General features: G+C 43.8%; 17 protein-coding genes. 12 read left to right on the forward strand and 5 right to left on the reverse strand.

Annotation, left to right across the window (positions count from 1 at the left end; translation table 11 throughout):
* The first annotated feature begins 25 nt into the window (after positions 1 to 25).
* The gene (locus JMX18_RS02595) at positions 26 to 1,504 is read left to right on the forward strand and encodes an aldehyde dehydrogenase family protein (protein WP_201583473.1); all 1,479 of its coding nucleotides are present in this window, start codon (positions 26 to 28) and stop codon (positions 1,502 to 1,504) included.
* Between the two features lie 157 nt (positions 1,505 to 1,661).
* Here the strand turns inward: JMX18_RS02595 and JMX18_RS02600 are convergent, their stop codons facing one another.
* On the reverse strand, positions 1,662 to 1,892 hold the full coding sequence (locus JMX18_RS02600) for a hypothetical protein (RefSeq protein WP_201583475.1): 231 nt from the start codon (positions 1,890 to 1,892) through the stop codon (positions 1,662 to 1,664).
* A gap of 385 nt (positions 1,893 to 2,277) precedes the next feature.
* On the opposite strand from JMX18_RS02600, the gene JMX18_RS02605 reads away from it, so the two are divergent.
* The 3 genes from JMX18_RS02605 to JMX18_RS02615 all read left to right on the forward strand — a co-directional run bounded on the left by JMX18_RS02605 (position 2,278) and on the right by JMX18_RS02615 (position 4,888).
* A complete protein-coding gene (locus JMX18_RS02605) occupies positions 2,278 to 2,715 on the forward strand; it encodes a DUF3429 domain-containing protein (protein ID WP_201583480.1) in 438 nt (145 codons plus the stop codon).
* 254 nt (positions 2,716 to 2,969) lie between these two features.
* Positions 2,970 to 4,226 (forward strand): NnrS family protein, encoded by a 1,257-nt coding sequence (locus JMX18_RS02610; RefSeq protein WP_201583481.1) that lies wholly within the window; start codon positions 2,970 to 2,972, stop codon positions 4,224 to 4,226.
* Between the two features lie 128 nt (positions 4,227 to 4,354).
* Positions 4,355 to 4,888 (forward strand): Rrf2 family transcriptional regulator, encoded by a 534-nt coding sequence (locus tag JMX18_RS02615; protein WP_201583482.1) that lies wholly within the window; start codon positions 4,355 to 4,357, stop codon positions 4,886 to 4,888.
* A gap of 110 nt (positions 4,889 to 4,998) precedes the next feature.
* On the opposite strand, the gene JMX18_RS02620 is transcribed toward JMX18_RS02615, so the two are convergent.
* The 3 genes from JMX18_RS02620 to JMX18_RS02630 form a co-directional block, all read right to left on the reverse strand.
* Positions 4,999 to 5,823: a carbonic anhydrase gene (locus JMX18_RS02620; protein WP_201583483.1), complete on the reverse strand. Its 825-nt coding sequence runs from the start codon at positions 5,821 to 5,823 to the stop codon at positions 4,999 to 5,001.
* Positions 5,824 to 6,104: 281 nt separating this feature from the next.
* On the reverse strand, positions 6,105 to 6,854 hold the full coding sequence (locus tag JMX18_RS02625; RefSeq protein ID WP_201583484.1) for a hypothetical protein: 750 nt from the start codon (positions 6,852 to 6,854) through the stop codon (positions 6,105 to 6,107).
* A 126-nt stretch (positions 6,855 to 6,980) separates the two neighbouring features.
* Entirely contained in the window at positions 6,981 to 7,937 is a 957-nt protein-coding gene (locus JMX18_RS02630; RefSeq protein ID WP_201583485.1) for a dienelactone hydrolase family protein, read from the reverse strand.
* A 451-nt stretch (positions 7,938 to 8,388) separates the two neighbouring features.
* Between JMX18_RS02630 and JMX18_RS02635 the strand changes: the two genes are divergently transcribed.
* From JMX18_RS02635 to mmsB, 8 genes are all read left to right on the forward strand, one after another.
* The gene (locus JMX18_RS02635; RefSeq protein WP_265088808.1) at positions 8,389 to 9,648 is read left to right on the forward strand and encodes an MFS transporter; all 1,260 of its coding nucleotides are present in this window, start codon (positions 8,389 to 8,391) and stop codon (positions 9,646 to 9,648) included.
* 304 nt (positions 9,649 to 9,952) lie between these two features.
* Positions 9,953 to 11,623 (forward strand): fatty acid--CoA ligase, encoded by a 1,671-nt coding sequence (locus JMX18_RS02640; protein WP_201583486.1) that lies wholly within the window; start codon positions 9,953 to 9,955, stop codon positions 11,621 to 11,623.
* A 211-nt stretch (positions 11,624 to 11,834) separates the two neighbouring features.
* Complete coding sequence (locus JMX18_RS02645; RefSeq protein ID WP_201583494.1) at positions 11,835 to 13,877, forward strand: propionate--CoA ligase; 2,043 nt, start codon at positions 11,835 to 11,837, stop codon at positions 13,875 to 13,877.
* A gap of 159 nt (positions 13,878 to 14,036) precedes the next feature.
* Complete coding sequence (locus JMX18_RS02650; RefSeq protein WP_201583496.1) at positions 14,037 to 15,524, forward strand: CoA-acylating methylmalonate-semialdehyde dehydrogenase; 1,488 nt, start codon at positions 14,037 to 14,039, stop codon at positions 15,522 to 15,524.
* A gap of 129 nt (positions 15,525 to 15,653) precedes the next feature.
* Positions 15,654 to 16,814 carry an acyl-CoA dehydrogenase family protein gene (locus tag JMX18_RS02655; protein WP_201583498.1) on the forward strand — a complete coding sequence of 387 codons (1,161 nt, stop codon included), beginning with the start codon at positions 15,654 to 15,656 and terminating at the stop codon, positions 16,812 to 16,814.
* A gap of 57 nt (positions 16,815 to 16,871) precedes the next feature.
* Complete coding sequence (locus JMX18_RS02660) at positions 16,872 to 17,654, forward strand: enoyl-CoA hydratase (RefSeq protein ID WP_201583500.1); 783 nt, start codon at positions 16,872 to 16,874, stop codon at positions 17,652 to 17,654.
* 114 nt (positions 17,655 to 17,768) lie between these two features.
* Positions 17,769 to 19,007, forward strand: a complete 1,239-nt coding sequence (locus JMX18_RS02665) for an enoyl-CoA hydratase/isomerase family protein (RefSeq protein ID WP_201583502.1) — start codon at positions 17,769 to 17,771, stop codon at positions 19,005 to 19,007.
* Between the two features lie 94 nt (positions 19,008 to 19,101).
* Positions 19,102 to 20,043: a 3-hydroxyisobutyrate dehydrogenase gene (gene mmsB, locus JMX18_RS02670; RefSeq protein WP_201583510.1), complete on the forward strand. Its 942-nt coding sequence runs from the start codon at positions 19,102 to 19,104 to the stop codon at positions 20,041 to 20,043.
* Positions 20,044 to 20,214: 171 nt separating this feature from the next.
* Here mmsB and JMX18_RS02675 read toward each other — a convergent pair whose 3' ends face one another.
* On the reverse strand, positions 20,215 to 20,973 hold the full coding sequence (locus tag JMX18_RS02675; protein WP_201583512.1) for an IclR family transcriptional regulator: 759 nt from the start codon (positions 20,971 to 20,973) through the stop codon (positions 20,215 to 20,217).
* Positions 20,974 to 21,304 lie beyond the last annotated feature (331 nt).

The raw sequence follows: 21,304 nt of genomic DNA on the forward strand, positions 1-21,304 counted from the left end.
AAAAAAATAGCAAAAAGGATAATTTATGACTGATATAACAAATAATACTTACAGTGATTTTCATCTGCAATATATTGCCGGCTCGTGGCAAGCTGGTCAGGACGATAGCGTCAATACCAATACCAATCCCTATAATGGCGATACCTTGGTTGAAATTCAGCAAGCGACAGCAACCCAGCTTGATGAGGCTTATAAAGCGGCGACAGCAGCGCAGAAACAATGGGCACAAAAGCTGCCAGCAGAGCGTGCAGGGCTATTGTATAAAGTGGTCGAGATTCTTGATAAACGCCAAGATGAAATTGTCGACTGGCTGATTAAAGAATCGGGCAGTACCCGTATCAAGGCGACAGTAGAGTGGAGTACAGCGCGCGCCATAACTCTTGAGGCAGCAGGTTTTCCTAATCGTCTCCACGGTGAGATTCGTCCTTCGAATACGCCTGGCAAAGAGAATTTTGTCTATCGTGAGCCTATTGGTGTCATTGCTGTTATTAGCCCGTGGAACTTTCCGTTTCATTTGACCCAGCGCTCTATCGCACCAGCATTGGCATTAGGTAATGCCGTGGTGCTCAAGCCTGCCAGCGACACCCCTGTGACCGGCGGTTTACTATTGGCGAAGATATTCGAAGAAGCAGGATTACCAAAAGGTTTACTTAACGTAGTAGTGGGTGCGGGTAGTGAGATAGGCGATGCGATTGTCACTCATGATACCCCAAGCTTGATATCGTTCACCGGTTCGACTCCTGTGGGCAAACATATCGGCGAGCTTGCGCATAGCGGTGACTATATTAAGCAATTGGCATTAGAGCTGGGCGGTAATAACCCGTTTGTGGTGCTCAAAGATGCAGATATCGATAATGCAGTAAAAGCGGCGGTCTTTGGCAAATTCTTACATCAAGGTCAAATCTGTATCGCTATCAACCGTATCATCGTTGAAGATGAGATTTATGATGAATTTGTAGAGCGTTTTCATCAGCACGTGAAAACTTTGAAGTTCGGAGATCCTAGCGCGGATGATACGGCTATTGGTCCGATTATTAATGAAAAACAGCTCAAATCTTTAAAGGATAAAATCGCTACAGCGCAGCAACAAGGCGCAAAAATGCTATTAAGTGGTGAGATTGAAGGGCAAGTGGTACCACCGCATATCTTTACTGACGTTACCGCTGATATGGAGTTATTCCGTAAAGAAATCTTTGGGCCCTTGGTGGGTATCATCCGCGCCAAAGATGAGGCTGAGGCGCTTGAGCTCGCTAACGATACTGAATATGGTTTATCAAGCTCCGTATTCACGGCGGATATGGAAAAAGGCTTGCGCTTCGCCCGTGGTATCAGAGCGGGTATGACCCATATCAATGATATCACCGTCAATGATGAAAGTAATGCGCCCTTTGGTGGTGAGAAAAACTCTGGTATTGGCCGTTTTAATGGCGAATGGGTGTTAGAAGAGATGACCCGTGTTCATTGGGTTTCTTATCAGCATAAACCGCGCGATTATGCGTTTTAAGAATTCTAGCATTCTAGAGCTATTTAACTCTCATAATTCAACTGCGAATGCGACGTAATTTTTATTTTAAAAGTCCATACCTTAAAGACCGCTCATAATGGAGCGGTCTTTTTACGGTTTTATCTAGATCAATTGAGCTTAGGTTGTTTGCTTAACCCTATCTCTCGTGAAAACCAAGTAAGGCTTCAATCTCCTCTATGGTTATTTTTCTAACCGAGGCCTGCTCTTCTACCGTTAAGCGATTAGTATTCTCTTTTATCATCGTATGAATGCTACGAGCAATCTCTGAAGTCGGAGCATAGTACATCTGCGGGGCTTCTTTGGTCAATCTGATTAAAAATCTATTGATAATCTTACGTCTTGCAGCCGGGGTATTTTCTTCAGTCATAATATTCTCCTAGAGGTAAGCTATTTAAGCAGTCCACTGAACTTGAGTCAATGTTTGTCGTTAGAATAACAACAATAAAGGAGGTTAGCTCATATTTAACATGCCTTATACTGTATGCAGTAAACTAAAACATTATAGTGACACTCTAAATTTAAGCGAAATACTTACCCCTTCTTTATGTAGGGGTTATTTGTTTAAGGATTATTAGCTGTAAGCGTTATTGCTAGAGATGACATAATGATAGATTAGTCAGCCAATCTTGAAAAGCTGCTAGCTACAAGATTGTTATGATAACTTTAGAGATAAATGGTGGTCGTAAAGTAGGGGTGTAAAGCCGCTAATTGAGAAGTAATTAACAAAAATTTTAAATGATGAGTTTTAAATAATGAAAAAACCAAGTCCTTATTTAACCTTTGCTGGCGCCATTCCTTTTGTCGTCTGCGCTATCCTTATTACTATAGGTATCGATGCTGTAATAGCACTGGGTACCACCGCTGAGATTTTATCCGCTTATGGTTTAGTAATTGTTTCGTTTATGGCAGGGGCACATTGGGGTAATCATTTGAGTCTGGCGGATAGTAACCCTTGGGCGCTCAAGCTACCCATCTACAGTAATATTGTTGCTATTCTTTTATGGCTTGGATTTTTAAGCTTATCGAAAGAGGGTTTTCTTTGGCTATTGGTAGTGGGTTTTTTAGTCCTATTAATGATTGATTATAGTTTGAATCAGGCCAATATTATCAGTGCTCAGTATTTTAAGGTTAGAAAGTATGTCACCTTGATTGTGATTATCTCTTTAATCGTAGCTGCCATCCAATTATGAAATAATTGATATTGAAAGCTCAACAAAAGCTACCGTATTGGTAGCTTTTTTTATCTAAAATGGACGGTACTCTTGCTGATTTTTTTATAAGTACTTTTTATAAATATTTGACCTATTAACAGTACATAATGGCTAGACAAGGTATAAGCATTGTATTATCTATAATATTCATTTAAAATGAATCTTTATGGTTATTATTTAAAGTTCTTAGTTAACTTGTCCTAAGACGATAAAATAAATTTAAGAAGATCGCTATGCAATCAATCAATCTCCCTACTAAATCTCCAAGCTCTCCACATCCAATTCTTAACTTAGGCTTTCGAGTTTTCTTTAGTGGTGCCGCTCTATTCTCAGTGATAGTCATGGTGTTATGGTCCTTTATATATACTGGGCACACCAGCATTGACGCCCAACTCGTCAATCCGCTGTATTGGCATGGTCATGAGATGATCTATGGTTATGCGTTAGCAATTGTGGCAGGGTTTTTATTGACGGCTGTCAAGACTTGGACTGGCGTCATGATGCCGCATGGCTATAAGCTATTGGGCATATTTATGTGTTGGCTACTGGCACGTATGGGTTGGCTAGCCTTTGGTTTGGGCTGGGATTTTGGGGTAGGTCAGAGCGCTTGGCTAATATATGGCGCCGCTATTTTTGACATGTTATTTATCGGTATAACTTCTTGGGTAATATTTCAAGCGGTATTGCAAGTCAAGCAGTATAAGCAAATGGGTATCCTATCCAAGCTGGCTTTATTAACGTTGGGCAATGCACTGTGCTATTGGGGCGTCTTCAGTAATGATATGAACTTAACTCGAATAGGAATATATTTGGGCTTTTATATAATTATTGGCTTAGTATTGACCATTGGTCGCCGGGTCGTTCCCTTTTTTATTGAACGCGGCTTGAGTCACGGCGCAGACCCTAAAACAGCAGAAGCGATCAAAGTGCGTAACAGTAAGGTGCAAGATGTTGCTAGTTTGGCTTTTTTCTTAGCGTTTTTTATCGTGGATTTATTTTATCCAAATAAGTATCTGCTAACCATTACCGCCCTTGGGGTGGCTGTCGTTAATATCGTACGCTTAGCGGGCTGGTATCACCGCGGTATCTGGCAAAGACCCTTATTATGGTCGCTCTTTATCGCCTTTTTGGGTATGTGTTTGAGCTTTTTATTGTATGCCTTACAGCCGTGGTTTGGCTTTGCGCACAGTATAGCGATGCACGCATTAGCTATTTCTGGAGTTGGCATGATGACCGTGTCTATGATGGCACGGGTATCACTTGGGCATACTGGCCGCAGTATTCATGAACCGCCTAAAACTGTAAATATTATGTTTATATTAATGGTATTGGTTTTCGTTAGCCGAGTATTATTACCGATGGTTGATATGAGTCATTACCTATGGTGGATTATGATTGCTCAAGGGGCATGGATTGCTTGCTTTGTGTTATTCTGTATCAGTTATCTGCCGATGTTGGCACGTGATAGACCTGATGGTTTGTTTGGCTAATAGAGCTGAGTCACTTTAAAAAGTTACAACTCAGTAGCACGTGGCTAAATATTTCAGTTTTATTTGGGATTGGCTATAGAGCCTTATTAAGCTTTTGCAAAAAATAAAGAAAACAGGAGCATTATTAAATGCGCTTAACTAATTATAGTGATTATGCACTACGCTCATTGATGTATTTGGCTGTCAAACCAGAAAGGTATGAGCTGGCTAATATCAGTGATATTGCTGATAGCTATAATATTTCAAAAAGTCACTTAACCAAAATTATTCATCAACTTGCTAAGCTTGGTTATATTGAGAGTGTACGGGGCAAAAATGGTGGTATCCGGCTGGCGTGTGCGCCAAAAGATATCAATTTAGGGGTGTTGATTAAGCAGGTTGAGCCCGACTTTGCTTTAGTAGAATGTTTTGCCACCCAGTTGCCTAGTGAAGAGACAGATAACGATAACTCTGCTGCTATGGCTCATACTAAAGGTTTCCCTATTACATTAATCGCTGAATCAGCGGAGATCTCTAAAGTAGGCTGTGTTATTAGTCCAGCTTGTCATTTAAAACAGGTGTTTTTTGAGGCATTAACTGCTTTTATCAGCGTCCTTGAGCGTTATACCTTAGCCGATATTGTTAATAATGAAGAAGAGCTTGCCGGCTTATTGGTGGTATAGAATTATGCAAAATCTATTTAGATAATTCGTTTCATATTATTAATAAAAAGCTCAGAATTAGCTATAAATGGTAGCTAATTCTGAGCTTAATGTTTTATGACTTCGGACTTTTATTTGCTCACTTGCTCTACTGTACGTGAACCTTGGGGCTGGATAGGACGATTATTACCTTGGTACAAGTCAGTCATGATAGCCAATTGGTCACTAGCAAGCGCTAATGGCTGTTTCACCACATACCATTGTACTTGCTCTGAACAAGGCGGGGTAGTAAGCGAGCCTTTATAGTGATAAAAAGTAGGCATAGTAGGGACTAATGCTGATAAATTAACCTTGTTAGCCGTGAACTCGACTTGGTTCTCACTACTTAGCTGGGTGCCATTGAGCAATATACGCATGATACCGTTAGCCGCCCCTTGTTCTAACATAAGCCCGACAACGGCTAGATTACCGGCGCTATTAGCATGCACGAAATGTACTTCAGCAGGATAATTCTGCCCACCAAATTGGTGCTCGCTTGGGGTGTGGTAATGAAACTGTTTTAGCTCAAAGCGTTCGTTATCGATAGTGATATGGTTGTTTGAAGTGGCGGGCGTGTAGACCACGGTATGACCGTTATCAGTGATACGCAAATTTGCTGCTTGGCTATAATTGAAAGCGGGTGCGTCTTTAGCGCTAGCAGTGACCCTAGCTATGTTAATAGGCGACTGTTCTTGACCAATCTTACAGCTACTTGCACCTTCGACATCTCCCCAGTATTCAGGCCCTGTATCACCACTATAAGACCAACCCGCATGATTATCTGCTTCATTAGATTGCTCAATGATAATAGGTTTAGTGGTAGCTCTCTCATTGGCAACTTTATAAGTGTTAGAGCAAGCACTTAAACCTATCAGACTTACAGCAGTAATAGCGGTTATTAAATAATGACGATGCATATAAAAATCCTTTTATGGTGAAATAATTTGATGACTAAATCCGTTTATTGAATTCATGTATAAGAAGGTTTCTCTTTAATTTATTAAAAAGTTAAACTCTACTATCAGCGTTTTTAATAATAGTAATAAGTTTTAACAGAATGACAAATATTTAGCAATAATTATCAAGCAAATAATGCGCTTAAGTTTAGGAAGGTTTTTAATGTTCCTCAAAAAAAGCTACCTTCACTAAAATTTTGTGAAGGTAGCTTGTTAGATTATCGAGCACCTAGATTTTTTTATTACGACGCCTTTTCAAGTTTTGGACGCGCCTTTTCTACAGCTTTTAATAAAGCTTTTTCAAAGCCGCCAATCTCAAATTTAACTAAACTAGAATGGGCCGCACAGAAGTTATGAGTGTCACGCCACTGGTGGGCAATTTTGGTTGCCCAGTCGCAGTATTGCTTGCCTGCATCAGGCTCATCTTTGAGCGCTTGTTTGGTAGTGGGGTGCAATAGCAGCTCGGGTAATACTGCTTCTAGTACCTTTGCCGGAGGACTCATAAAGGTATCATCGACATGCAAGCTTCTACTGGCGGGATGGTATACCAATAGCGAACCGGCATGAATCTTATCATTAGGCGAGATGTAGTGAATACCTTCTGACATCGAAAATTCAAGCTCAGGATAGCGCTCAGCTACTGCATCACTCTCAACCAAGTCGTCGCTCCAATCCACCTCTGGCACTTGCTGTTGGTGACGGCTGCTGCCATAAAAGGTCGCTTCTGGGAAGTCCTTTGCCATTTGCGCGCAGTGTATGGTATGAAAGGGATGCACGTTAAGTACCGCCTCGACATCTTGACCGTCATTGGTTAGCGCCATGACTTGCTCTTTTACTTCGCCAGTTAAAGTATAGCTGTCCAAAAATATAAACTTTCCTGACTCTAACTGTACCAGCGAGCATTGAGTGCCGATATTGATAACGCCGCCGATACGAAAATCACCGCGTATATTCCAAAAACCTGCTCCTAGGTCATATATCTTATCTGACATTTTATTATTCCTTAGTAATTATTGTTTGTTAACCTAAATTGTTTATTACAGTAAATTGACTATGGATAATAACCCAAAAATAAAACCATAAACGTTACACAACGTTTGTGACTTGTAGGGTATTTATCAGCAATTGGCATAATCATAAGCTGAGAAACGGGGGCTGTCGCTATAATTTTCATTAGCGCATAAAAACTTATCGAAGCGGGTGTCATCATTAATATAGCGCTGCATCCATGCGATGCCGGGTTTGCTTAATAGTTTCTCATTAAAACGGTAGCTTGGACAAAAGTGGCTAGCATTGTTGACCTCAACTTTCATTTTTGGACCGGTCAGTTTGTCATAGAAGATATTGGTGTATTTTTTATTGGAGGCAATACGATCATGTTCACAAGCAATAACTAAAGTGGGGGTTTTTACTTCCTCATAGCCTTTATCGTGATAGGGCGCTAGCGGCATAATAGCCCGGATGTCACGACGGTCAGTGGCTAACCTAAGGGCACCGCCGCCGCCCATCGACCAACCGATAACGCCTAAACGATTGCGATCTACCATATTGCCAACGGTGCTGTCAGTAAAGATGTGATCAAGGGCGGCACTTAACTGAGTGGCTCGGCTATCGGGATTATCGTAGATGGAATTGGTGTTGATAGTGATGACTACAAAGCCCCAAGAAGCCAAGCGCGGCCCCCACCATTTTATAGAGTTCTCATAAGAGACATAACCTGGAATAACAGCGATACCACCTAAAAGGCCGCAGCCTTCGGTATGGTTTGGATAAAAGATAGTACCACCGCCAAAACCGCTAGCTGCTTGCCGTGGAACGGGCTTAGCTGTTACTGAAAAAGGGCCGTTAGCTTGCGTATCTGCAAGGGTAGTAGCATCAATTACCGTATCAGGAATACAGTCGGCGGTAGATAGCGATGACGATAATACGGTTCCATGGGTTCCATTGGTCGCGGTGCTTAATGCAGTTTTAGCAGGGTGGTCAGCAGCTATAGCGTTTACACAAAAAACACTCATAGAAAGCGTAAGAGGTCCTAGAGCGCCTGCTGCTTTTGAAAAAAAACGATTATGAGTCATGAGCAACGATCTTTTATAAGGGGGTTATGTTGTTTTTGGTTCATTTTCTTTGAGAGCAAATGGACGGCTGTTGAACAGATAATAAGTTTCAGTATGATAAGTATCAATATATCAGCGGTCAAATCTCTAAGCCTACTAGAGTTAACACACTTTAAAATAGGTACAGTGCTGCTGGTATCAATTTTACTTGCGTGCTGTGCCTACGCCGACAGAGGCTGCGCAAAATTGATACCAGCAGCACATATCATGACATGTGCCAGTTCTATTTAGGATTGACTATATACAGTTTTCAATAAAACAGCCAGTCCATTAATTCTTCTTATTTGGCACTCTGAGCACCTCTTTCATTGTGATATCATGACCGACTTGCTCTATAAAATAAATACGATCATTAAAATAAGTGCAGGCATAATAAGGCCTGTTTTCATCCTTTAAGTTGCGGTCAGTCATCATGGCTGCGGCGTCCAACCTAATCAGTGTCCTTGTGAATAATACTATTGATAACACTCAAAAACTATCGCCACAGCCGTCGCCGCAGATAGACTCTCCATCATGGGTTTTAAAATTAACTATTGGCCTTATCGGTATGTTTGCCTTTTTGCAGGTGTATTCTGTACAGGCGGTGCTACCGGTATTGATGATGGATTTATCCGCCACTGAAGTCCAAGCGGGGATGGTCGTCGGTGCAACGGTAATGGCAATTGCAATTATGTCGCCATTTTTGGGGATGATCTCTGATGCGGTTGGTCGTAAGTCTTTTATCGTTGGAGCGCTATTATTTTTAGCCATTCCCACCGCGCTGATTGCTCAAAGCCCTAGTATTGAATGGATGGGGATATGGCGCTTTATGCAAGGGCTGTCGGTGCCTGGTATTACAGTGGTAACTATCGCCTATATTGGTGAGGAGTTTGAGGGGCGAGCAGTGACTGAGCTGATGTCCTTTTATGTGTCAGGCTCGGTGCTGGGCGGTTTTATGGGGCGGTTTTTGCTGGGCCATTTGCATGAGTTTATGGGCTGGAGGCATGGCTATTATGTGATGGCAGCTATTACACTGATAGGAGCGTTGTGGGTAAGCAAGACCTTGCCAGCATCACGCTGCTTTGAGGCCAATCCTAATTTTCGTTCAGCGCTGCAAACACTAGGCGAGCATCTGACCAATCGTTATGTAGTCACAGCTTGTCTGCTGGGCGCTTGCGTATTGTTTTCTTTGGTTGGCTGTTTTACTTTTATTAATTTACACCTCGCCAAGACCCCTTATAACCTCGGCACTGGAGCATTGGCTAATATCTTTGCTGTTTATCTGATTGGGGTGATTATTACGCCGTTATCGACAACTTTGCTCCGCCGCTTTGGCTCGGCGAGAACAGTCCGAGTAGCGGTGGTAATATCTATGGTTGGAGTACTATTAACTTTAGTAACGCCGCTATGGGGCATTATTGCGGGGTTGGCTATCATGTCGTCAGGGGTATTTATCACTCAATCTGCTACCATTAGTTATATCGCAGTCAATGTTAAAAAAGGACGCTCATTAGCTTCTGGCTTATATTATATGGGCTATTATGCTGGCGGAACGATGGGAGCGTGGCTGTGCGGCTTAGCCTATGCGCAAGGGGAGTGGACGCTGACGGTTTGGCTGTTATTATTCGTACAAGTATTGGCTCTATTAATAGCGGGTTTTGGCATGATAAAAACTAAAGCACGTACGGCTTAAAATATTTTTTATTTAGAGTATTTTTATCTTTGACTATTTGGTACTAAGTGAGTACGTGCTTATGCTTTACATGACGCTCATTTTTTTCTACTATCAATAGAGGTATAACAAGAAAAAATTGAAGGCTGGGTTAGCGATGCGTAATCCACCGACATCTCATAATTAACATTTAAAATGGTGGGTTACATTTTATCAGCACTCTCTATGAGAGTTTGAAAAACTAATTCACCCTACGCCCCTACAAGTATTATTAAATATCAAGCCAATCAAAATAATATCAAACCATCCACAAGGAAGTTCTTTTATGTCAAACATCTATAGTAGCGCCCCTTCAGCGTATGAGTATCCGCTTATTATCAAGCAGCTGTTAAACCGTGCCAAAGTGGTCTCACAAGAGCAAGAGATTGTTTATGCGGACAAAAAGCGCTTCACTTATACGGATTTATTTGCCCGCATTAACCGTCTAGCTAATGTGTTAGCTGACCTAAATCTTGCTGCTGGCGATGTAGTAGCGGTCATGGATTGGGACAGCCATCGTTATCTTGAGTCCTATTTTGCCGTACCGATGTCGCAGTATATTCTGCAAACGGTCAATATTCGTCTGTCCCCTGAAAAGGTGCTTTATACCATTAATCATGCCAGACCCAAAGTCTTGATGCTCAATTCTGAATTTGCACCTATGGTCAAGGACTATCAGTTTGAGAACTCTAGTATTGAACATATTATTTGGCTGGACGACGATGGGGTGACGGTAGAAGGGGTGTTTGGTGAGAGCCAAAGCCGAGTAGTGGGTGAGTATGAGACTTTATTAGAAGCTGCTGCTGACACTTTTGATTTTCCGGATTTTGATGAAAATACTATTGCCACTACTTTTTATACTTCAGGTACCACCGGTGATCCAAAAGGGGTGTTCTTTAGCCATCGTCAACTGGTGCTACATACTATGGCAGAGGCGGCGTCACTTGGGATGCTGCCGAACAAGCAAGGCGTCAGCTACGGTGATGTCTATATGCCGATGACGCCGATGTTCCATGTGCATGCTTGGGGTTTCCCGTTTACCGCCACTATGACCGGTCTCAAACAGGTATATCCGGGTCGTTATGCACCCGATAGTTTGCTTGATTTGATTATTGATGAAAAGGTCAGTATCACCCACTGTGTACCGACTATATTGCAAATGGTACTCGGCGAGGCCCAAAGTCGTGATGCTAGCTTCAATGGGCTAAAAATGATTATTGGTGGCTCAAAGCTAACGGAGGGCTTAGCCAAAGCGGCACTAGCACAAGGTATCGAGGTCTATACCGGTTACGGTATGTCCGAAACTGCGCCGCTGATTAGTCTGACTGACTTTAGTTTGAATGAGCCTGAATTGACTGAGGAAGAGGATATAACCCGCCGCTGTATGACGGGCAGACCAGTATTGATGGTCGATGCGCAAGTATGGAGTGAAAACAACGAACCTGTCGGTACTGGCAAAGAGCACACTGGCGAGCTGGTATTGCGGGCGCCCTGGTTGACCCAAAGTTATCTGAAAAACGATGATGCGGGCAAAGAGCTGTGGGAAAATGGCTATATGCATACTCAAGATATTGCCTACATACAAAAAGACGGCTATATCAAGATTACCGATCGCTTAAAAGACGTGATCAAATCCGGCGGCGAGTGGATATCATCGCTTGAGATTGAAACCATTTTATCCTTGCACCCAGCGGTATCTGATGTCTCAGTCATTGGTGTGCAGGATAAAAAGTGGGGTGAACGTCCATTAGCTCTCATTGTTCTCAAACCTGATTGTCAAGATACCCAAGCTGATGATATCAAGGCTATTGCTGAGCAGGCAGTGACTCGCGGTCTTATTCCTAAATATGGCGTGCCCAATGATTACAAATTCGTTGATGACTTGCCTAAGACCTCAGTTGGCAAACACGATAAAAAGGTTATGCGCGAGATGTATGCTGACCAAACTGGTGTATAAGAATTAGGCAGTTTGCAGGGTTAACTGTTGACCTTTATCGATAGCTCTGCTACATTTTAACCGATACGTATTAAACCGATACATAACGTATCGGTTTTTATTTTTTTATTTTGCTAGGGACAGCAAAAGTTTGATTATTATATTCTTAATACTAAACTCTCAATACTAAGATTTTTAATACTAAAAACACTCGATGCTAAGGATAGCCATTATGAGCAAGCAAACCTCCAACTCAGCTTCTAACCCCACCTCTTCAAACTCAGCAATTGCTAATCAAAACGCCACTTTTGCGGATATCTATCAAGCTTCTATCAATGATCGTGAGCAGTTTTGGGGCGAGCAGGCTCAGCGCATCTATTGGCATAAGCAGCCCGATAAAATCCTTGATGATAGTAATCTACCTTTTGCTAAATGGTTCGTCGGCGGCGAAACCAATTTATGCTATAACTGCGTTGATCGTCATCTGGCAGATCGTGCTGAGCAGGATGCCTACATTTGGCTATCCTCAGAGATTAATCAAGAGCTGATTGAGACCTTTCCAGCTGTTGCTGATGCCTTCGATGATTTAGGTAACAAGGTTGAGTTTTATACTGATTATACCAAGCGCCGCCTGACTTACAATGATCTGTATAAAGAGGTCAATTATTTTGCCGATGTTCTGCAGCGTCATGGCGTGGGCAAGGGCGACCGCGTCATTATCTATATGCCGATGATACTGGAAGCGGCCTATGCGATGCTGGCCTGTGCGCGTATCGGTGCCATCCATTCGGTGGTATTTGGCGGTTTTGCGGCGCACAACTTAGCGATTCGTATGGATGATGCCGAGGCCAAAATGCTTATCACTGTCGACGCCGGTTTGCGCGGCGGTAAAGTGATTAATTATAAGAATCTAGTCAATCAAGGGGTCGAACAAGCGACCAAAAAGCCAGAGCACGTACTGGTGGTTAATCGCGGTATTTTGCCCTTTAAAGCGCAGGAGATAGATGTTGATTATGCCACCGAGCGTCGCCAAAGCTGTGATGCCAATGCCATTGTTGAGCCGGTATGGCTAGAGTCAAATGCACCGTCCTACCTGCTTTATACCTCAGGCACCACAGGTACACCCAAAGGCGTGCAGCGCGATACCGGTGGTCATGCGGTGGCGCTCACTACCTCGATTGATTATATCTATGATGGCAAGGCAGGCGAGACCTTTTGGACCATATCAGACATTGGCTGGGCTGCTGGACATTCTTATACTATCTATGCCCCGCTGCTGGCTGGCATGACCAGCGTCATGTATGAGGGCTTACCGCACCGTCCTAATCCGGGGATTTGGTGGCGAATCGTTGAGGCCAATAAAGTTAATATTTTGTTCACTGCCCCAACGGGTGTGCGGATGCTCAAAAAACAAGACGAGACTTGGATGACTCGCTACGATGTCTCCAGCCTTAAGTCATTCTTTTTGGCCGGAGAGCCGCTTGATGAATCTACCGCTAATTGGTTAACCGAGCATTTAGGCGTGCCGATTTTAGATCATTATTGGCAAACAGAAACCGGCTGGCCTATCTTAAGTCATACGCCCAAATTCAATCACAAACCACACAAACAAGGCTCGCCCGGCTATCCGATGTATGGTTATGATGCGCATGTTATTAATGAAGAAACCAGAGAGCCCTGCGCGGCTAACGAAAAGGGACTGCTGGCTATTAGTGCACCGCTGCCGCCCGGCGCACTAACCACGGTATGGCGTAACGACGAGCGTTTTATCAGTAGCTATTTTAAACTGTTCGATGGCAAGCAATATTCGACCTCAGACTATGCAGTGACCGATGAAGAGGGCTATTTTTATATTCTTGGTCGCACCGATGATGTTATTAATGTCGCTGGTCATCGAATAGGTACGCAAGAGATTGAAGAGGCGATCAGCACCCACCCAGAGATTATAGAATCTGCGGTTGTCGGTATTCAAGATGAGCTAAAAGGCGAGTTACCTATCGCCTTTTGTGTACTGCGAGATCATGAACAAGTAAAAACTACTGAAAACCGCTTTCGTCTTGAGCAGCAAATTATTGGAGCCGTGGTCAAGTCGCTTGGCGGTATTGCCCGTCCAGCCGCCGTATATTTCCCGCAAGCTTTGCCAAAAACTCGCTCTGGTAAAATCTTGCGCCGTGCGATTCGAGCTTTGGCAGAAAATCAGCCTACAGGTGATATGTCGACTTTAGATAATCCACCAGCGATTGATGCGGTCAAGCAGTCTATGAAGGATTATTAATAAAGCCCTTGACCGCAAAATCACATTATTGCTATAGTCAATAACGATACGAATTAAATCATTTTGATTAACATGCTTATAAATAGCTAAACAGAAATCTTCATACCCCAATAAATGACGCCTTGAATGGCAGTCATGCAAACAAGATAAGGACATCTTATGCACCACGTTCAGCAGCTTATCAATGGTCAGTTTAGTGATTCTAATACCAGCGAATGGATTGATATCACCGATCCTGCTACCCAAGAAGTCATCGCCAAAGTCCCGCAAACCACCGATGATGAAATCAATCAAGCCGTTGCTAGCGCCCAAGCCGCCTTTCAAACTTGGCGCAAAACACCCATTACTACCCGCGCCCGTATCTTTTTGAAGTATCAAGCGCTTATCCGTGAACACATGGACGAGCTGGCTGAAATCTTAACTGCCGAGCAAGGTAAAACCATTGCTGATGCGCGCGGTGATGTGTTTCGTGGCTTAGAAGTGGTTGAGCACGCCGCCGGTATTGCTAATCTACAAATGGGCGATTTCGTTGAAAACGTCGCCTCCAATGTTGATACTTATAGTATTTGGCAGCCACTTGGCGTCTGTGCGGGTATCACTCCCTTTAACTTTCCGGCGATGATTCCGCTATGGATGTTCCCGATGGCAATCGCTACCGGCAACACCTTTGTCCTAAAACCCTCCGAGCAAGATCCGATGGTCACCATGCGTTTGGTAGAGCTGGCTGTCGAGGCGGGCGTTCCTGAAGGCGTGCTCAATGTGGTACACGGTGGTAAAGCAACCGTTGATGCGATCTGTGATCATCCCGATATTAAGGCGGTTTCTTTTGTCGGCTCTACCAAGGTCGGCCAACACGTTTATGAGCGTGCTAGCCAATCGGGCAAACGCGCCCAATGTATGATGGGTGCCAAAAACCACGCCGTAATCCTGCCAGATGCCAACAAAGAGCAAACCTTGAATCAGTTAGCGGGCGCAGCTTTTGGCGCCGCCGGTCAGCGCTGCATGGCGCTATCAGTAGTGATATTAGTAGGTGAAGCTGGAGATTGGATCGACGAGATTAAGTCTAAAGCAGAAGGTTTAGTGGTCTCAGCGGGCAAAAATGATAAAGATTTAGGGCCACTGATCTCGCCGCAAGCCAAAGCTCGCGTTGAGCATTTAATTGGCACCGGTGTCGATGAGGGCGCGAGTTTATTATTAGATGGCCGCGGCATTACGGTTGAAGGGTTTGAAAAAGGTAACTTTGTCGGTCCAACTATCTTTGATAATGTCACCAGCGATATGCAAATCTATCAGCAAGAAATCTTTGGTCCGGTACTGTGTATCATGCGTGCTGAGAGCTTAGGCGAGGCTATCGACATTGTGAATGCCAATCCAAACGGCAATGGTACGGCTATCTTTACCCAGTCGGGAGCTGCCGCGCACAAATTCCAGCAGGATATTATGGTCGGTCAAATCGGTATCAATCTGCCTATTCCAGTGCCATTACCAATGTTCTCGTTCTCAGGCTCACGTGCCAGTAAACTTGGAGATCTTGGCCCTTATGGCAAGCAAGCGGTACAATTTTATACCCAAACCAAAACCGTTACCGCACGCTGGTTTGATGACGAAGCGAGCCGTGGTAAAGTAAACACCACCATTTCAATGTAAAATTCATAATTTATAATCATAATTTGTAATATAGTCGGTTGGTTTGAAAGTTATACCTATAATTATTGTTTTGAACTAACCGTATTTTGAATTCATTATAGCTGCACTATTAAGTACAAGGATGACCTCATGGATTTTTCATTAACGGAAGATCAAATTGCCTTTGGGCAAACCGCCAGACAGTTCGCCAAAAAAGAGCTTAAACCTAACGCTGCTGAATGGGATCGAGAGTCTCACTTTCCTGTTGATGTCATCAAAAAGTCAGGTGAGCTTGGGTTTTTGGGCTTATATACCAATCCAGAATACGATGGCTTAGGATTACCGCGCTTGGACTCCGCTATTGTGTTCGAAGAGCTGGCTTGGGGCGATACCTCAGTCGCAGCTTATATGAGCATTCATAACATGGTCGCTTGGATGGTTGGCGAATATGGTAGCGATGCTTTGTGTCAGCAGTATTTGCCCAACATGGTTAGCGGCGAGTGGCTCGGTAGTTATTGCCTAACTGAGCCCAATGCCGGCTCCGATGCCGCCTCCCTGCGGACTAAAGCTGACAAGCAAGGCGACTATTATGTGTTAAATGGCGAAAAAACCTTTATCTCAGGTGCAGGCTCGACCGACGTATTGGTAGTGATGGCGCGTACCGGCGGCGCTGGACCCAAAGGAGTTTCGGCATTAGTGGTCGATGCGCATAGCGACGGTATTGAATACGGTAAGAATGAGCAAAAAATGGGCTGGAAAGCTCAGCCAACACGTACAATCAGCTTTAATAATGTCAAAGTACCTGTAGCTAATCGCTTAGGCGAGGAAGGTCAAGGCTTTAGCATGGCAATGAAAGGGCTAGATGGCGGACGTATCAATATCGGTATTTGTGCGGTAGGAACGGCGCAAGCGGCGCTTGAAACGGCGACCAATTACGTGAAAGAGCGCAGCCAATTTGGCAATCCAATCGCTAACTTTCAGTCGGTACAGTTTAAACTGGCTGATATGCTGACCCAAACTATCGCTGCTCGTCAGATCCTATATTTAGCGGCCAGTAAAGTGGACAATAATGACCCGCAAGCCTCGGTTTATTGTGCGATGGCCAAGCGTTTATCGACGGATCTTAGTTTTGATATTGCCAATCAGGCTCTACAATTGCACGGCGGTTATGGCTATTTAAACGAGTATCCACTTGAGCGTCATGTCCGTGATTTGCGCGTGCATCAAATACTTGAGGGTACCAATGAGATTATGCGAGTCATTGTCTCACGCCAGATGCTACAAGACGAAGCGTTAAGCCAATTACGTTAAAAGGCACGGACCCTTTAATAGTAAATTAAAAAATATCATAAAAATAAAGGATTATTTATGACAGATTATACCAATCTAAAACTGACCATTGATGGTCATATTGCGACGGTAACGCTGCAAAATCCGCCAGCCCATACGTGGACGATGGACAGCCTGCCCGCACTCAAGCAACTGGTTACTGACCTAAATGCCAACGATGAAGTGTATGCGCTCATTATTCACGGTGATGGTGAAAAGTTCTTTTCTGCAGGGGCAGATCTTAATAACTTTGCCGATGGCGACAAAGGCCGGGCGGTTAGTATGGCGATTGCTTTTGGTGAGGCTTTTGAAGCGTTATCCAATTATCGCGGAGTCAGTATTGCCGTTATTAATGGCTATGCGATGGGTGGCGGTCTTGAGTGTGCGCTCGCTTGTGACATCCGTATTGCAGAAGACCATGCGCAGATGGCACTGCCTGAGACTGGCGTAGGTCTATTGCCTTGCGCTGGCGGCACTCAAAACCTACCTTTATTAGTCGGTGAGGGCTGGGCAAAGCGCATGATATTGTGCGGTGAGCGCATCGATGCCGCCACTGCGCTACGTATCGGTTTGGTCGAAGAAGTGGTCGAAAAGGGCAAAGGTTTAGAGAGCGCTCAAGCCTTGGCACAAAAAGCCGCCAAGCAGTCGCCAGTCGCCGTTAGCTATTCTAAGCAGTTGATTCAAGCGGCTAGACATACCCCGCCTGCCCAAAACCTGATCAACGAGCGTGAAGATTTTGTCAAACTATTCGATACCAAGGATCAGCGTGAGGGCGTTCAAGCCTTTTTAGAGAAGCGTAGTCCTAACTGGCAGAATAAATAATTTGTTAACCGCTTGGCATTTTTTATAGTATAAAGTTTTTAGTTCAGCTCATTTTTATATAGATCACTTTCACATAACTATTTTTATATGAGCACTTTTATATAGGTCACTTTTATGACAACAGCGCAAAATACAGATACTAAGTCATCATCACAAGCTCCGGTACTTTTCAATACAGAAGCTACCGACTGTGGGCATTTGATTGGGATTATGACGTTGAACACGCCCAAGTCCTTAAACGCGCTCAGTGTAGAGATGTGTCAGTTATTATCAAATCAACTTGAGCAGTGGCAATCGGATCCAGATGTAGTAGCGATATTATTAAAAGGTGCAGGGGATAAGGCGTTTTGTGCAGGCGGCGATATCCGTAAGCTTTATGACAGTATGTCTGCCGATGCACCAATGCCCAACCCTTATGCCACAGAGTTCTTTAGTCACGAGTATCGCCTTTATCGGCAAATGCACTTTTATCCCAAACCTTTAATACTTTGGGGCGATGGCATCATTATGGGCGGCGGTATGGGACTGATGGCCGCCTGTAGTCATCGTATCGTCACCGAGCGCACCCGTTTTGCGATGCCTGAGATTACCATTGGCTTATTCCCTGACGCCTCTGGTAGTTGGTTCTTGCAGCGGATGCCCGCCGATACTGGTCTATTCTTAGGTCTAACAGGCGCCCACTGTAATGCTAACGATGCGCTATTAGCCAATTTGGCTGAATATGGCGTCGCCAGCGCTGATTACGAGGCTATTTTGCAGCGCCTGACTCAAATTGATTGGCAAGTGATGTTTGATACTAGCTATAGTGAAAGTGCTTATAGTATTACGAGTCGTGCGTTGGCGGCGCATTCGTCAACTATTGCAGAGCTTCCCGCCAGTAAGCTGGCTTTATATTGGCAACCGATTCAGCGTTTAATGAATACTGGTGGGTTAGCTGATATTGATGCCTTGTTGCGTGATGATGAAGCACTAAGTGAGCTCGATGCTGATTTTGCCGCCGATAGCTGGACACAGCGAGCGCTAGCGACTTATCGTCAAGGTTGTCCGGTTACAGCCGCTTTAACGCATAGCCTTTATCATAAAGTGACTGACCTATCGATAGAGCAGGTACTATATTTAGAGCTTAACGTGGCCGTGCACTGCGCCGCTAATCCCGACTTTAAGGAAGGCGTACGGGCGTTACTAATTGACAAAGATAAGAATCCCGAGTGGTCACGCTCTTTAGCAGAATGCTTGACGCCGGAGGGACGCAGTTATATTCAACAGCATTTTGAAAGCCCTTATAGTGCTGGCGAGCATCCATTAAAGGACTGGTTAGGCGCTGATGCGCTTGCCGCCCAACAACTAAGCTAGTTTTAAACCTTTAAACGCTTTAAAATTTCTAAGCTTGTATAAATAAAGCTTTTTATAATAAAAAATTTACCTAAAATCATCAAGGAGCGATGAGATGAGCCCAACTAAACATAGCGATAATCAGGCGACAAAACCAAATATTGCATTCATTGGACTCGGTAACATGGGTGCGCCCATGGCCGAAAATTTACTGAAGGCGGGCTATCCGTTATCGGTATACGATCTATCCGCTGACGCTCTTAAGCGTCTACAAAACGCAGGCGCCACCGTCGCTGATAGCCCTCTATCAGCTGCCACCAACGCTCAAGTCGTTATCAGTATGCTACCGGCTGGCAAGCATGTCCATTCTGTTTATCTGGGCGATAGCGGCTCAAAGGGTTTATTATTATCCTTACCTAAAGGCACGCTGGTGATTGATAGTAGTACCATTGCCGCCGCTGATGCTCGGGTAGTGGCTGATACCGCCAATAAGATGGGCATTGATTTTTTAGATGCGCCAGTTTCAGGTGGTACGGGCGGTGCAGTCGCTGGTAGCCTAACTTTTATCGTGGGCGGTGAAGAGCAAGCTTTTGCAAAAGCCAAACCGATACTGGCGGTTATGGGCAAGAATATCTTTCATGCTGGCGAACATGGTGCGGGTCAAGTCGCCAAAATATGCAACAACATGCTACTAGGTATTTTGATGGCAGGCACAGCCGAAGCTATCAATCTCGGAGTCAAAAACGGTCTTGATGCCAAAGTGTTGTCGGAGATTATGCTACAAAGCTCTGGACGCAACTGGACGCTGGAGGTCTATAACCCTTATCCGCAAGTTATGGACAATGTACCCTCAAGTCACGGTTATAAAGGCGGCTTTATGACGGATCTGATGCAAAAGGATCTTAATCTTGCCATGGAGACTGCAAAAGCGATCGGAGCAGAAACGCCGATGGGAAGTAAAGCTACGGAGCTTTATCAACAGCACAGTGTTGAGCATGGTGATAAAGATTTCTCAAGTATTATGGCCCATCATGATAAATCAGTCTGGTCTTCCTAGTCGGCTATGAGGTGTAAATGTTACAGAGCTTAGCAAGAGACAGTTAAACGTTAAACGCTCAGTTTTTATAACCCTTTATCCCTTATTTATTAACCGCTATAAAAAAAGTCCATTATCATTACCAATATGCAATTGGATTATGATAATGGACTTTTAGCTAGACAAACGATTCTAGCTTTGTAATTCGTAAACCAGTGCTTGTAGGTCTTCAGCGGCAGTACGTAATCGGGGTACATGGGTCAATAGCTCATCTAAAGACACTCGAATAGTCGGAGCATGCAAATATAAAGAAGCCAGGTATCTCGACTTTTTATCTAAAATAGGTACCGATATTGCCACCATTTCCGAAATAAACTCTTCATTGTCGATACCGATACCCGTCTCAGCGATTTTATCAAGCTCTACATTTAATTCATCAATATCGACGATAGTATTCTTGGTAAACTTATCCAAAGATAAGCTCTTGAGTATCTTATTACGGCTAGGCGTGCTAAGTTGACTCAGATATAGCTTGCCTGTTGCCGTACACCACATCGGTGACTTGGCGCCTACCGGTAAGTAAATTTGGATAGGCAACGATGTTTTGACTCGGTTGGTATAAATCATATTCATATGATAGGGCACCCCGATACCGCAAGTCTCCTTGATATCATCAACCAGCCTTTGCAAGATTACCTGACGCTCATTAAAGAACTGGCGCTGTTGCCAAAGCTCAACACTCAAGTTACGTACCCGTTTGCCAGGTATAATACCGCCGCCAATATCAACGGCTACAAAGCCTTCATCGACTAGATTCTGAATCAAACGATGGATAGTAGGCTTTGGAATATCAAGCTCTTTTGAGAGCTCGAGTGGTGAGATAGGTTTAGGCGCATAAGAGACGGCTTCAATAATTTCTAATACACGAGTAATTGATGAAACTTTGGGCATACAAATAGCTCAGTTCATGTTAGATAAGTAATTATTATAACTTAAGTTTCTTACCATGCATAACTCAATATAAGCTAGCATCGAGATAGTTATAAAGGATAGTTATTAGAACAATCATTCTCCCTATCAAAAACAGCTATTGGCAGGCAATAGGAGATACATCAACTAACAAATCACAACATACCGTAATGTTAAGTTATACAATATACATTGAGTTATAGGGGCGAATAGGCGAACATAGAAGTATGTTATATGGGTTCTTATTCAGATGATTTGTGATATTATGCACGCAGTCGCCCAAATGACTGGATAGAAGCAATAAAAAACGAGT

Origin of the sequence: Psychrobacter jeotgali (assembly GCF_904846315.1) — a bacterium.
Taxonomy (GTDB): domain Bacteria; phylum Pseudomonadota; class Gammaproteobacteria; order Pseudomonadales; family Moraxellaceae; genus Psychrobacter; species Psychrobacter jeotgali.

Bases quoted from the DNA above. Each gene is read 5' to 3' on its own strand.
- JMX18_RS02650 (WP_201583496.1), top strand. From the start codon at position 14,037: ATGCACCACGTTCAGCAGCTTATCAATGGTCAGTTTAGTGATTCTAAT.
- JMX18_RS02620 (WP_201583483.1), bottom strand. From the start codon at position 5,823: ATGCATCGTCATTATTTAATAACCGCTATTACTGCTGTAAGTCTGATA.
- JMX18_RS02605 (WP_201583480.1), top strand. From the start codon at position 2,278: ATGAAAAAACCAAGTCCTTATTTAACCTTTGCTGGCGCCATTCCTTTT.
- JMX18_RS02660 (WP_201583500.1), top strand. From the start codon at position 16,872: ATGACAGATTATACCAATCTAAAACTGACCATTGATGGTCATATTGCG.
- JMX18_RS02640 (WP_201583486.1), top strand. From the start codon at position 9,953: ATGTCAAACATCTATAGTAGCGCCCCTTCAGCGTATGAGTATCCGCTT.
- JMX18_RS02610 (WP_201583481.1), top strand. From the start codon at position 2,970: ATGCAATCAATCAATCTCCCTACTAAATCTCCAAGCTCTCCACATCCA.
- JMX18_RS02635 (WP_265088808.1), top strand. From the start codon at position 8,389: ATGGCTGCGGCGTCCAACCTAATCAGTGTCCTTGTGAATAATACTATT.
- JMX18_RS02595 (WP_201583473.1), top strand. From the start codon at position 26: ATGACTGATATAACAAATAATACTTACAGTGATTTTCATCTGCAATAT.
- JMX18_RS02630 (WP_201583485.1), bottom strand. From the start codon at position 7,937: ATGACTCATAATCGTTTTTTTTCAAAAGCAGCAGGCGCTCTAGGACCT.
- JMX18_RS02600 (WP_201583475.1), bottom strand. From the start codon at position 1,892: ATGACTGAAGAAAATACCCCGGCTGCAAGACGTAAGATTATCAATAGA.
- JMX18_RS02645 (WP_201583494.1), top strand. From the start codon at position 11,835: ATGAGCAAGCAAACCTCCAACTCAGCTTCTAACCCCACCTCTTCAAAC.
- JMX18_RS02675 (WP_201583512.1), bottom strand. From the start codon at position 20,973: ATGCCCAAAGTTTCATCAATTACTCGTGTATTAGAAATTATTGAAGCC.
- JMX18_RS02655 (WP_201583498.1), top strand. From the start codon at position 15,654: ATGGATTTTTCATTAACGGAAGATCAAATTGCCTTTGGGCAAACCGCC.
- JMX18_RS02665 (WP_201583502.1), top strand. From the start codon at position 17,769: ATGACAACAGCGCAAAATACAGATACTAAGTCATCATCACAAGCTCCG.
- JMX18_RS02625 (WP_201583484.1), bottom strand. From the start codon at position 6,854: ATGTCAGATAAGATATATGACCTAGGAGCAGGTTTTTGGAATATACGC.
- mmsB (WP_201583510.1), top strand. From the start codon at position 19,102: ATGAGCCCAACTAAACATAGCGATAATCAGGCGACAAAACCAAATATT.
- JMX18_RS02615 (WP_201583482.1), top strand. From the start codon at position 4,355: ATGCGCTTAACTAATTATAGTGATTATGCACTACGCTCATTGATGTAT.